Source organism: Flavobacterium columnare NBRC 100251 = ATCC 23463 (assembly GCF_002530675.1).
Classification (GTDB): domain Bacteria; phylum Bacteroidota; class Bacteroidia; order Flavobacteriales; family Flavobacteriaceae; genus Flavobacterium; species Flavobacterium columnare.
Map to the genome: position 1 here is coordinate 1 of NZ_PCMX01000020.1, position 13454 is coordinate 13454.

Sequence of the window (13454 nt, forward strand, 5' to 3'; positions counted from 1 at the left end):
TAAAAAAACTTCTCCTAGATCGTTAACAGAAGTTTCATGTTCTTCTTCTTTTTGGTAATCCCACTCATTTAAAAGAACGTTTCCATCCCAAAGATAACGATTTGTTTTTTCATTACAAATCTTTTTTATTCTTCTTCCTAAAGCGTCATATTCCATGGTTACAAGGGTGCCATCGGGTTTTACACACTTTTTAATACACTACCAAAAAAAGAAAATCAACTACAATCTAAAGTAAATTGAAGTTAATTTTCTTTTATAATTTCTATCGTTTAAAAATCACTTTTTTGTAATATTCTTATTATCAAATACTTCCCTTATAAGGGACTCTTTTTTCTAAAAAGATCGTAGAAGTAGCAGGGGAGAAAACAAAACAAAAAAAGCTGTCGAAAATGACAGCTTTTTTTGTTTTATCTGAAATTCAGGCGGTTTTGAAGCTAGTATAACTCATTTTTCAAAAGCATTAGATAAACCTTTTAACCATTGAGTTTTAAAATTTTCTTCACTTATTTCAAAAGCTTGCATTTCTTCTAAATTAGAAATAAAATTATAAGTATCTAATCCTTCAAACTCATAAGGAGTAAGAAATGTGCCTTTTTCTGTTTCTAAGTCTGCATATTTCACAATACCATTTTTATAAAACTCCATCTTTTTTATTTCAAAATCATCAACATCTATTTGTAAAATGTATTTATAAGGTTCTTCTATAGAGTTGTGTTTCCAATTAATTTCAATATATCTCATATCCTATCCACAATTAATTTTACCACTATCAATTATTCTACCGTCTATATCAAGATTACTATTATTCAAAATAACAAAAACATCTTTTCTGTTTAAACCTTGATGAATTTCTAAACCGCTGACATCAATAGCAACATAATGCGTAAAAATATGTGGATTTGGTCTTCTTACAAAAGAAGATGCTAGTTGAGCTGGTGTTTTTGTTCCTGGAGTAATGTTAGAGAAATATTGACCATCGCCAAGTCTAGCATCTTTAGGGTTTAGAGCTTTTACAGATGGAAATATTTCTTTACTCTCTAAAATTCCATTTAAACCTTTTTCATTTGTATAATGATATAAAGTAGTGCCTTTTGGAGCTGTGCCTAAGTTGACAGTTGGCTCTAATTCAAGTCCAAAAATATCTTTTTGAGTATTGTTATCTGCTACATATCCGTAAAAAGTTGGATTATTTCCCATTAAACCAATCGGGTCTTGAGAGATATAATTTCCAATAGTACAATCGTAATATCGAAACCTGTTGTAATAAAGACCTTCTAATTCGGGGTCTTCATACTGTCCGAGTTGTCTAAAAGGAATAAAGTCTGGGGTTAGATTAATAGGCGAGCTAAAATTGCGTAAACCTCCATAAATATCATAGTCTGTGCTCCATACTAAAGAGCCCTTTTCGTTATAACATTGTAGGGGTCTGCCTATATAATCAGAAATTATACTAAATTGTTCATCTCCTTGTATTTTAGCACTAGGTACAAAGCTGTTTTCTTGGTAAATCCAAGTAACTAAATCCTCTACGGTTTCTTTTTGACTTAGATAAACTTCTCCTAGATCGTTAACAGAAGTTTCTGCCTCCTGCCCTTTTAGATATGTCCACTGGTGTAAAAGAACGTTTCCATCCCAAAGATAACGATTTGTTTTTTCATTACAAATCTTTTTTATTCTTCTTCCTAAAGCGTCATATTCCATGGTTACAAGGGTGCCATCGGGTTTTTTTACACTTTTTAGCATCCCGTTGCCATACCAGTTGTATTCCCAATCGCCTCGTTGCCATTGTTGGTTGTTTCTTTCTTCTAATTCTTGTTTTTCTTTTAATCGGGTGTATTCTTGTTTTTCTTCTTTTGTATAAATACGGTCTGTTTGTAAGTAGTAGGCTAGTTCTCCTCGTTTGGGTTTGGTGTCTGAAATTTCTTCTATAAAGAAAGAAAATCGGGCTGGTTTTTCTTTTTCTTTTTCCTCTTGACGTTTTTGTATTTGTGCTTGTGCTACGTTGCGTTTGCTTTTTAGGCGCAGGTTTCCTTCGGCATCGTATAGGTAGTGCCAGTCTAGGTCTTTTAGGAGTTTGCCTCCTTTGCCATATACGCGGTCTTTTTGTTCTTTGGTTTTGTAAAGGTTGCCTACTTCATCGGGTAGTTTGTAGTCGTAGCTTCCGTCTTCGTATTGGGCGGAGGCAAGGTTGCCAAAACGATCGTATACATATTGTACTTGTCCTCCTGTAAGGGCGTTTATGGTTTGTTGCAATCGGTGGTTGGCGTTCCAGGTATAGGTACGATGATAGGTGTCTTTATGTCCTCGGTGTACTTTTTGGGCAATGGGTCTTCCTGCGGCATCATACTGCATACTTAGGGTAAGCCCTCCTGTAATGCTTCGTTCTATTTCTTGTCCTAGGGCATTGTGTTTGAGCTGGGTTTCCCAGGCTTGTTTTTGGGCTTCTTTTAGAGCGGTTGTTTGGGCTGTAATTTTTTCTAAAAGGCCTTTTTGGTTATAGGTGTTTTGTACTTGAGCTCCTAGGGAGGAGGTCATCTTGATGCGGTTTGCGTTGCGGTCGTATTCAGAAATGATTGTAAATCCTTGATCGCCCTTGAAGTCACTGGTTTGGGTTTCTTTTATGACGCGTCCCATTTTGTCTCGTTCTAAAAGAATGCTGACATCTTGGTTTTTGGCATGTAAGAGTTGGCCTAGCTTGTTATACGCAAAACTTTCCCAAGTTCCGTCGTTATGGTGGGCTCGTACAATGCGTCCTAGGGCATCGTATTGGTATTCAGACCATCGGTTTTCAGGTCTTTGGGTTCGGATTACCCATCCGTTTGCGTTGCGCTGGTATCTTCTGGTTAGGGCATCAAATCCTTCTTCTTGGGTAATGTGTCCTGCTTTGTTTCTTGTAAAACGGTATTTTTCGTTGTGTTCGTTGGTAATGCTTACCAATTGTTCCATTTTGTCGTAGTCAAAAAATACTTTGGTTTTGTTTTCCTCACGCATTTTAAGACTTCCTAGGGGGGTATAATCAAACTTTATGGTATGATGTTGGTCTTGTGCTTCTATTACTTCATCGTAGGCGTTGTATACGAGTGTTGTAACGTTGTGGTCGGCTCCTTTTATGGAGGTAATTCTACCTAAGATGTCGTACCCAAAGGTTTGTGGATTGCTTCCTGGGCTTTGTACGCTAATGACTTCTCCACGGTAATTGTAGTCCCATAGGGTAGCATTTCCTTCATGATCGGTAAAGGAAATAAGGTTGTGTTGGGCGTCGTATTCTAGTTTAGATCGGTTGCCTTCTTTGCTTATTTCGCTAATGAGTCCTTTTGGGTTATAATCAAGTTGGGTAATGCCGTTATCGGGTTCTATAATACTGTTAAGGAGGTATTTTTGATTTTTTTTGTAGGTATAGGTGGTTTGATTGCCTTCGGGATCTATTACAATAGATAGGCGTTGTTCTTTGTCGTAAATATATTGGGCTACGCTGGCATCAGGATATACTATAGAGGTTTTGTTTCCAAATTCATCATAGGTATATCCGGTCATGTGGCCTTCTGGGTCTATCTGACGATAGATTTCCATATACTCGGTATATTCGGTAAAATGGCTGTTTCCAAGAGGATCTGTAACTTGGGTTACGAGCTGATTAGGTTCGTAGTAGTAGGTGGTTACGGCTTGGTTAGCATCTCTAACAAGGTTGTATCCTTTTTCAGGAAAATACTCTATCCAGCCTTCTTGCCAACCGCCATCGCCCCAAGTGTGGGTACATTTTGCGCCTGTTTTGGTACCGTCGTATTCCCAATAGAAAGTCTGTCCGTTTCGGTCGGTTTTTTCGATCATGAGATGATTTTGGTATTTTATATGGGTGCTTTTTTGCAAAGCATCTGTAATACGAATCATGTTGTGATCTTGGTCGTAGGAATAGGATATTAGTAGGTCTTCTCCTTTTTGATGAATGAGGGAGAGTTGTGTAATGAGTCCTATGCTATTGGTATAGGCTTTTATTTTTCTACCCGCACAGTCTTCTATCATTAGAAGATGGTCTCCGTTTAGATAAAGTCGGGTTGTAAGTCCTGCTTTGTCTATAATTTGGGTCATACGGTATTGGTTATAACCGTTATAATGATCAAAAATATAGGTGGTAAAAGAGGTATGATCAAAAGCTTGGTAATGGTTGGAATAACGGGTAACGGTGATTTTTTCTTGTCTAAGATAAAAATCATCACCTATTTCTAGTAGGGGAAAAGCAACAATTCTGCCATCTTCTAATCGTAATCCTAGGGCTTCTTCTTCTGGAAATAATTCTACACAACGGTCGTAATTACAATGTACCCCATGTCCTAACCAGCCTTTAAAGGCGGAGTCTGAATACCATTGTCTTTCCCATTTTATGGGTTGAGGCGATGGGATTTCAAAATCGGTTCCTTCATAAAAAACAGCTCCGTTGATAAGATTAATAGGCTCAAATCCTGCTTTACAAAGTAGTTTGCTAAGCGAGTTGGGACCAACGGAATTTTTTAGTAAATGATTGAATGCTTTTTTCCCGTATTTCATTAGGGTACTAAAACCTATACTGGATAGGAGTCCTGTTAAGGCTCCTCCCCAGTCAGGTATATAAGGTCCCCCCACCATCACAGGGGGTCCTGTAGGAATAGGTATAGAAAAAGAGGTTGGGGCAAATAGGGTAGGCGCAAAAGGAATCATCTTTTTGCCAATTTTAGTTTTTCCTAAACTAAGGGAAAGAGGAATTCCTATATCATTACAGGTCATTACGGAATACCCTTTGGGGCTTAATCGGGTTCCGTCTGCATATACATTTTGTGATGAAAAAAAGTTCATGCTTTCATGTCCAATAATGGGGGTCATCAACCAAGGAGGCGTAAAGAGAGGGATATGTACTAAGGGTATAATAATACCACTGGTGTCAGAAACACCTCTTTTCATACCATTAACATGTACGGTAGCTCCTACAAAAGGAATGTAGTCTGCTGGATCTATAACAATACCTATATAGGGATGAAAGGGATTGAAAGGAGGCAGCGTTGTAAAATGAATATCTATACCTATTACGGGTGTAAAGTGATTATCTGCTAATAACATACTTGAAATGTGTTTTTTTTAAGTGTTTTCATAGACTGGTTGGGTAGATGAGGATATTTTTTTGGCATATTCTCTCCACTCTTTACCGTAAATGGATTGCATTCTTTCTTCTATCTGATGTTTTTCAGATGTTGTAATATTTGTACTATTTATATAAAGGTATTTTTCTGTGATAAATGCAAAATTGATAACCTTTAATAATTCGTCCGACAGGTGGTATCCTTTTTCAAAACTATTTTTGATGATTTTTTGGTATAAATGATTACTGTCATTTTTAATGAGTAGTAGTGCATAAATATTGGCTAAAATCATCTGTTCTATCATTTCAACGTTTTCGGCTATTTGAGCTTGTTTGATAAAGTTTTGTATAGCTTCCTCTTTTTTTCCTGTCATACTGTAATAAGAAGCTTTGTAGGAATAGAGTTGTATGAGTGTGCCTGCTAATTCAGGTTTTTTTTGATAGTTTGCTTCTGCTATTAGAATACCTTTGTCTAGTAAACGTAAGGTTTTAGCATCATCTTTGAATTGAAATAAAAAACCAGCGTAAATCAAATGGGCAGATGCCCAAAAAGAAGGGTCTCCTGTAGATTGTGTTAGGGTAAGCATTTGTTTTCCCCAATAATGTACTTGTTCTTTGTCATTTTTAGATGCGCTTTCGCCTATTTCAAAAAGATACTTTCTGAATTTAACTTGTGGATCGTTGGGATTTCCTTGCGTGGCTAATTCTTTATAAGAACTTGCCATATTTTGATCGGGAACGTCTATTGTGACAGCCAGGGTGTCAAGATTATCTACAAGTTTTGTATGTTTTTCTTTTCCTTTGAAATCAATCAAAAGTATTCCGTAATCCTTAAGGATGGGTGAAAGGAGTTGTTTTATAAAAAGATGATAATTTTCATAATTAGATACTTTTTTAGGAACCAGACTTATAATGATTAGATTCTCTTTTTTGGATTCAAATTTTTTAAAACTTACAAGTAGTCGAATAAAAAGATCTTTCAGTTCATTTGAATTTTTATGAGATATTGTATAAAATTCTTTTTTTAATTCTTCAAATTCTATCCAATTCCAATGAGGATAACTTTGTAAATCTCTATCAAAAGAGGTTATCCATTCGTTTGTAAAATCATAAATGTACTGATTTTCGTTTTCAAAATCAATGGAAAAAAGAAGGAAAGAATCAGGACTTTTGCCATGTTCTGATGCTTCTATTTGAATAAATCCATTAACTAAAATAAAGTCTTCTTGGTAGCATACTAGTTGAAACAACCTAGCTTTGGGTTTGTTTTTTCTGGCATTAGTCCAAAGCTTGGCTATTTTACTTATGCGAACGGCAATAGGGTTGTGTTCGTTGCTTTGCATATTAGGTTAGTTAAGGTTTACAATTCCTCCTTTTACATTGGTCATGGCAGAGCCATTTACGTTAACGGTTGTAGATTCTATAGCTACTTCTGTTTCTCCGTTTATTCCTATTTTAGGTGCTTTTTCTTCAATAAGGGATTCGCTGTTGGTTTTTACAGAGGTGGTACCTGTTATTTCTGCTTCTTTTGTTTCTATTTTTACTTTTACATCGCCGCTAATTACAATTGTACCGTCTTTTGTCATTTTAATTTCTGCTCCTCCACAAGTAAATGTAATGCTTTCATTGGCATTAACAGTGGCATTTCCTGCTCCGTCAAATTTTAAATCAACACTGCCTTTATCGGTAAGGTGTACACTTCCCGCATTATCGTCCATGTGTAATTTGTTTCCGCTGGCTGTTTGCAAACCTTTGATGTAGTTGCCTGATCCGCCTTTGCCTGCGCTAGCTTTGCCATTAAACATGGCTCCAAATACAAAGGGTCTTTCGGCATTGCCATTGTCAAATCCTACAATTACTTCTTCTCCTACTTCAGGAATAATGTGCATTCCTTTGCCCTTTCCTGCATAAGGGGTTACGACTCTTAACCAAGGAGTGGTTAATCCTTTTTTCTTTTGCCAAGGAAATTGGACCTTTATCATTCCTTGTGGGTTGTCATTTTGCATGACAATGGCTGATTGTTCTTCGCAGGTAGGAAAAGCGTCTTCATCAAAGAATGGTGAAATAAAGATATCAGGTATGCCTACAAATTCGTTGTAATATTCACTGCCATCATGGTAATGATAGATTTCAATGATGCGGTAGGTTTCCATGGCTTTGGCATTGATGTCGGATATTTTGGCTTTACCTCCTATTCTTAGTTTGGGATCACGGCTTCTTCCTCTTACTTGCATAGTGTGTTCACGACTTTCTTTCTGACGACGTGCCATTTCTTTTAGATCTTTTTCTACGGTTTGTTGTGAGGTGGCATTAAAAAGCATTTCAGATTTTTTTCGGAATACTTTTTCAGAGGCTTCTATTGCTGCTTGTTGAAAGGGGTTTGTTTTTCGTTGAACGTTGTTTTTTACAGCGTCTGAATCTTTTTCTTTTACTTCGGCTGAAATACTGTCGTATGATAAATATTTGAAAAGTTGAGGTTTGATCATCATTTCAAATTCTATGTCTATTAAATCTATGTTTTCACCTAATTCTATGGTGTCTTTGATTTCGTTTCCAAAAATTAGACTTTGGCCGTCGTAATAAAAGTATTCGCCATATCTGTGGGCTAATCTTTTAATGAACTGGTAGTCTGATTCTTTGTATTGTACACAATACGGAATGGTGTAATCTGTATTGATGTTTTTAGTAGATATTGCTACTTCTCCGTTGTACTCCGCTAGGGCTTGTTTAATGATTTCGTCTAGTTTTTTATTTTCATAGCTTTGGCAATCTTTGCCATTTTCTAATAGTATGCTAGGAGAATGCCCTGTGATGTAGAGTTTTCCATACCCACCTCCTTCGTCTTTTTTATTACGAATATTGGCTATTATTCCGGTAAAAGTTTGTGTAATGCTACCAAAACGATGGAAATTAATACTTATTTTTTTTCCTAATATGTTTTTAGAATTTTCCATTACGTAGCCTTCGAAACTGTCTAGAGAGTCGTCGGGTGTAATGATTGTAAAGATATCATGTTCGTTGGTAAATTGTTTTAAATCAACTGTATATGTGTTTTTTGCTAAAAAATCTTTGCCATCTATACGAAGGGTGCAATAAACTAAAGGACTGTCTTTGTCGTTTAAAAAATCATGAAATGTTTTTTTTGAAAAATGTTTTTTAAGGTCATCAGGATGGTTTAATCTTCCTATTAACCCATCGTTTTTTTGGGGATTCTCAAAACTTCCCATTTCCTCTGTTTTTTGATTGTTTAAATAGTGCCCTGCGTTTTTAATAGTGTCTTTGTTGGCTACTAATTGGTTAAATGCGGGGCTGGATAATTGCTCAGAAGCTTTTTGAGTTGCTTCTGTTTCGATGGTTTTTATGGATTCTTGTTTTAGTTGTTCAACAAGTTGTGTTTTAACTCCGTCTAATCCATTTTTTATCGGATTTTTTGAATCTGTATCTTTAAGCGGCATATCCTTAGTTTTTAGAGTTTAATTATGATATCTTTATTGTTAAAAGAAATGAATTATCGCCACTTTTTATCGTGTGATACGCCATTTACGTCAAAGTTCTTAGCAACAATACGAATGGATATTTGTAAGGGCTCTTTGCTTTCTGAAGTAAAATGTTCTTCAAAAAAGATGCAATATCCTTTTTCAAATTGTAATTCTTGCAATTTGCTCATAGCGTCTCTACGATAAAAGATGATTCTACCGTCTTTAGATTTGTTGTGGTCTAACATCCAGTCTAAAAAATCAGGATTTCCTGTACTTTCAATACGAATAAATATTTCTCCTCCCTGTGGCATTCCTTGTGGTTTGCCTGTGTTATCGATTGATTGTGTAAAATTGTACTTACATTCTAAAATATTGTACATGTTACCATCTAATTCCAATTTGGCTAAAAATGACATATATATTAATTTTTAAATTTTTTCTATTTTTGTTTGAATCAAGTTGTCCTCTTTATAATAATTGCATTGTTTTTCTATTACTTTTCCTTCGTATCCAATTAGATATTCATAATGCCAACCTTCTTTCTTTTTGTTTTTAAACCTACCTTCCCAGATAAGGAAATGGTCTTTGTCATAATATTTTATGTAACCAGTTCCTGTTTTTCCTAAAAAGGATTGATAGACTTTTTTTCCTTCTTTGGAGCATACGGTATAGGTGTTTATGAAATGCCCTTTTTGATCGGTTTCAAAACGTATGTGCAATTTTCCTGTTGGGTAAAAATCCTGTTGAATCCCTGCTAAATTATCCTTTTGATAATTCCTGTCTTCTATTACTTTTTGGGTTTTAGAGTCAAAGATTTTAGAGTTAATTAGCTCTCCTTTTTGTGAGTAGATATGTTCTTCACTTATTGTATTTTGATCCAAAAGGGGTAGATATTTTTTCCATTTTCCCACTTTGATTCCATTGACAATCTTGCCTTGTTCAAAAGATTTTTTGTCGCATTCAACTATTTTAACGAAAGCTTCTTGTGTTATTTGTTGCAGACTATCAATTAATAAGGAATCTTTTTTTTGTACAAAAGAGGAATCTGTATAAAGTTCTGCTTTATACCTGCCTTTTTCTTGTTTACAAGCTGTTTGTATAGAAAGAAATAGAAGAAATAATAATTGATGTGTTTTCAAGGTCTAAAAAATTTGATGTTATCATTATCTATTTCTCTACTTCCCCACCAACTATCAGCGTCGCATTTTTCAGTCCCATTGCCAGTGGCTCCTCTTCCAGCTCCTCTGGAGCAAAATTCGTCATCTTCAAATAGCTGTCCTCTACGTACTTGAGTAACAATTTCTACATGAGTGCCTCCAAAGGCTGCAATGTCTCCTCTTTGTACGTCTTGTTTTTTGACAAATTTGAGTTTTTCTCCGTTCCATACTTGTTTGGCGGATAAGTACTTGCCATTAAAAAGAATGTTGTAACCGGCCATAAATAAAGCTTCGCCTACAAATAAATTGCAAGACCATTTAGCATCTTCTCCATAAAATACTACATAATATCCTGATTCCCATTTGTCATAAGCTCTTTTTAGAGTAGAATAATCAGAATCGGTTACTTTTCTATCTTTATCAAGTTTTGCTAATAGAAGTAAATATTTTCTTTGGGTTAGGACAAACCAAGAACTGTCCATCCATTTTTTGCTGAATCCATTAGATGTTGAAGGAAAATGAAGTGGTTTCCTTTTGGCACCAGTTAGCATACTGTTTTTTGTTAAGAAATAACCTTTGTTTTCATAAAAATCCTTATAACTATTCATTATAACTTGATCATTGGCTATTTTTTCTGCTTCCCTAGCTACTTTTTCGCTCATAATTGTTTAGAAATTTAAAAATTATTTTAATTCTAATCTTGGGGTTACAAGTGATATGTGTAAAAGTTAATGTTTTAATAAAAAAAGGAGTAACAAAAATTGTTACCCTTTTTTTTAAAAAAATATTATACCCATTCGTTTTCGTAAGCTCCAGAGCCTAATTCGATTTTTTTAGCCGAAATAGTAAACGTTTCAGTTAAGGGGTTTACACCTGTTGAATCAAAGTTTTCTCTGAATTTTACTACGTAAGCTTCTGAGAATTTTAATTCTTTTAGGACAGCATCGCTATCTCTTTTAAAGAATTTTACACTGCCATCTTTTCTTTCAAATGAGTTGGTCATCCACTCAAAGAAAGAAGTATCTGCTGTTCCTTCAATTGTTAATTCAATTTTTCCTCCTCTAGTTACAGTAGAAGGTCTACCTGTTGCGTCAGTTTCTTGGAATAAACCATAATTTATGTTTAATACTCTGTACTCTTTTCCTGCTACTGATAATTTAGTTTTAAATGACATGTTATAAAAGATTAAAAATTACAAATGAAGATATATTTGCTTAAGGGGTATGCGAAAAAAGGTTATAAAAATGATTTTATAAAAAAGTTCTGCTTGGTGCAAACCAGTTAAAAAAGAACTATTTTGTGTTTGAAGTATCATTCATATATTTATTTTTAATAATAAAACCACTTATGGAAACATATACGGATCGAATTTAACAAATTATATTAAAAAAAACAATTTTTTTAATATTTAAATTTAAAGAAATATTTCTTTGGTTGTAGGTAAAAATAGATGTTGTTTAACGAAATTCTAGTGTTTTAAGGCGGTGGAAGAGCAAATAATCTTTTGTTTCTTGTAAAAAAATAAATCAATTATTTTTTTAATGGAAGATTTTTTATGAATGTTTTAGCTTTTATACTTAGCCTTATTGAATATTGTATGTATAAGTGGTGTTTTTTTGTGATCAATGGCAATATTTCTTTTATCCTCAACTTTTGTTCTTGATCCGTTTTTGACTTGATCCTAAATATTGATTAAATTCCAAAATAAAAAACCCTCAATCTCTTAAAGATTAAGGGTTTTGTGCGGGTGATAGGACTCGAACCTACACGTCTTGCGACACCAGATCCTAAGTCTGGCACGTCTACCAATTTCGCCACACCCGCGAAATTTTCAATCTTAAACCTTTTGGGTGGTTGCTGATTGCGAGTGCAAATATAGATATATTTTTTTAATGACAAATATTTTTTTTACTTTTTTTTTTTTAAAAAATGTGGTTAAATTTTTAAAAAGACCTTTCGATTATTTGATTCTGCAATTTGTATATTTGACTTTTACTTTATGAACTGAACATGGAAAATATTAAACAGTACGTTCAAGATAACAAAGAACGTTTTATTAATGAACTAATCGACTTATTAAAAATACCTTCAGTAAGTGCTGATAGTGCTTATTCACAAGATGTAATTGATACTGCTGATGCCGTAAAGAAGAGTTTGGAAAACGCGGGATGCGATTTCGTTGAGCTCTGTGAAACGCCTGGTTATCCGATTGTTTATGGTGAAAAAATTATAGACAAAAATTTGCCAACGGTTTTGGTGTATGGTCATTATGATGTGCAACCTGCTGATCCTATTGAATTATGGGATTCGCCTCCTTTTGAACCTGTAATAAAAAAAACGGATTTGCATCCTGAGGGAGCTATTTTTGCGCGTGGTGCTTGCGATGATAAAGGACAAATGTATATGCACGTAAAAGCTTTTGAATACATGATCCAAAACAACTGCTTGCCTTGCAATGTGAAATTTATGATTGAAGGAGAAGAAGAAGTAGGCTCGAAAAGTTTAGGCTGGTTCGTTGAAAGAAACCAAAATAAATTGGCTAATGATGTTATTTTAATTTCTGATACAGGCATGATTTCTAATCAACAACCGTCTATTACAACTGGTTTAAGAGGGTTAAGTTATGTGGAAGTAGAGGTAACAGGACCAAACCGGGACTTACATTCTGGATTGTATGGTGGAGCAGTAGCCAATCCTATTAATATTCTAACAAAAATGATTGCGTCTTTGCATGATGAAAATAATCATATTACCATACCTGGTTTTTATGACAAAGTAGAGGAACTGTCTACTGAGGAAAGAACGCAAATGGCAAAACGTCCTTTTAGTCAAGAAGCATACAATAAGGCGTTAGACATTGCGGAGGAATATGGAGAAGTAGGTTATACTACCAATGAGCGTAATTCTATCCGACCTACTTTAGATGTAAACGGTATTTGGGGTGGCTATACAGGGGAAGGAGCAAAAACGGTAATAGCAAGTAAGGCTTATGCTAAAATTTCCATGCGATTAGTGCCTAATCAAGATTGGGAAAATATTACAGAATTATTTCAAAATCATTTTGAATGTATAGCTCCGAAATCAGTTAAGGTAAAAGTAACCCCACATCATGGAGGACAAGGGTACGTAACACCAATTGATAGTATAGGGTATCAAGCAGCTGCTAAGGCTTATAATGATTCATTTGGTGTAGAGCCTATTCCTGTTCGATCAGGAGGAAGTATTCCTATTGTAGCTTTATTTGAAAAAGAATTAAAATCGAAAACGATCATGATGGGGTTTGGTTTGGATAGTGATGCTATTCATTCACCTAATGAACATTATGGTATTTTTAATTATTTGAAAGGTATTGAAACGATTCCTTTGTTTTACAAATATTTTACCGAATTAAGTAAATAATTAAAATTGACTTATATTGTGTAAACTATAGAATAGGAATGATTTTTTTGGTATTCAAATTGTCATGTGAAATGTAGTTTGAGGTTTTGTTTCTAATTAAGTCGATTTGTTTGGGTTTTATGACCGAAATAAGAGTTTTTATAGTACTTAAATATGTTTTAAAAGACAAGAAGACTAAAGGGAATTATTAAAATTTAAACCCTGTTTTTGAAGAAAAGCAATCAAAAACAGGGTTTCTTTTTTGAGTAACAAATTTTGAATTAAGAATGAAATTTTAAAAAAGCAAGAATTTATGGCTCACATAAAAAATAT

At 34.5% G+C, this 13454-nt stretch carries 9 protein-coding genes and 1 tRNA gene; 1 reads left to right on the plus strand and 9 read right to left on the minus strand.

The window, feature by feature from the left end:
- Nucleotides 1-444: 444 nt before the first annotated feature.
- From B0A78_RS03835 to B0A78_RS03875, 9 genes are all read right to left on the minus strand, one after another.
- Entirely contained in the window at nucleotides 445-741 is a 297-nt protein-coding gene (locus B0A78_RS03835; protein WP_097609398.1) for a DUF6881 domain-containing protein, read from the minus strand.
- Between the two features lie 3 nt (nucleotides 742-744).
- Complete coding sequence (locus tag B0A78_RS03840; RefSeq protein WP_097609399.1) at nucleotides 745-5088, minus strand: HYD1 signature containing ADP-ribosyltransferase family protein; 4344 nt, start codon at nucleotides 5086-5088, stop codon at nucleotides 745-747.
- An 18-nt stretch (nucleotides 5089-5106) separates the two neighbouring features.
- Nucleotides 5107-6450 carry a hypothetical protein gene (locus tag B0A78_RS03845; RefSeq protein WP_065212889.1) on the minus strand — a complete coding sequence of 448 codons (1344 nt, stop codon included), beginning with the start codon at nucleotides 6448-6450 and terminating at the stop codon, nucleotides 5107-5109.
- A 6-nt stretch (nucleotides 6451-6456) separates the two neighbouring features.
- Nucleotides 6457-8562, minus strand: coding sequence for a type VI secretion system Vgr family protein (locus B0A78_RS03850; protein ID WP_014165944.1), 2106 nt, complete (start codon nucleotides 8560-8562; stop codon nucleotides 6457-6459).
- A gap of 53 nt (nucleotides 8563-8615) precedes the next feature.
- Entirely contained in the window at nucleotides 8616-9002 is a 387-nt protein-coding gene (gene tssD / locus B0A78_RS03855) for a type VI secretion system tube protein TssD (protein WP_014165945.1), read from the minus strand.
- A gap of 12 nt (nucleotides 9003-9014) precedes the next feature.
- Nucleotides 9015-9725, minus strand: coding sequence for a hypothetical protein (locus tag B0A78_RS03860; RefSeq protein WP_014165946.1), 711 nt, complete (start codon nucleotides 9723-9725; stop codon nucleotides 9015-9017).
- Nucleotides 9722-10405, minus strand: a complete 684-nt coding sequence (locus B0A78_RS03865) for a hypothetical protein (RefSeq protein ID WP_014165947.1) — start codon at nucleotides 10403-10405, stop codon at nucleotides 9722-9724. Before B0A78_RS03865 ends, B0A78_RS03860 begins: the two co-directional genes overlap by 4 nt.
- 125 nt (nucleotides 10406-10530) lie before the next feature.
- Entirely contained in the window at nucleotides 10531-10917 is a 387-nt protein-coding gene (gene tssD, locus B0A78_RS03870) for a type VI secretion system tube protein TssD (RefSeq protein ID WP_014165948.1), read from the minus strand.
- 568 nt (nucleotides 10918-11485) lie between these two features.
- Nucleotides 11486-11567: transfer RNA gene (locus B0A78_RS03875), tRNA-Leu, on the minus strand.
- A 186-nt stretch (nucleotides 11568-11753) separates the two neighbouring features.
- Between B0A78_RS03875 and B0A78_RS03880 the strand changes: the two genes are divergently transcribed.
- Nucleotides 11754-13142, plus strand: coding sequence for a dipeptidase (locus B0A78_RS03880; RefSeq protein ID WP_077225811.1), 1389 nt, complete (start codon nucleotides 11754-11756; stop codon nucleotides 13140-13142).
- Nucleotides 13143-13454: the final 312 nt, after the last annotated feature.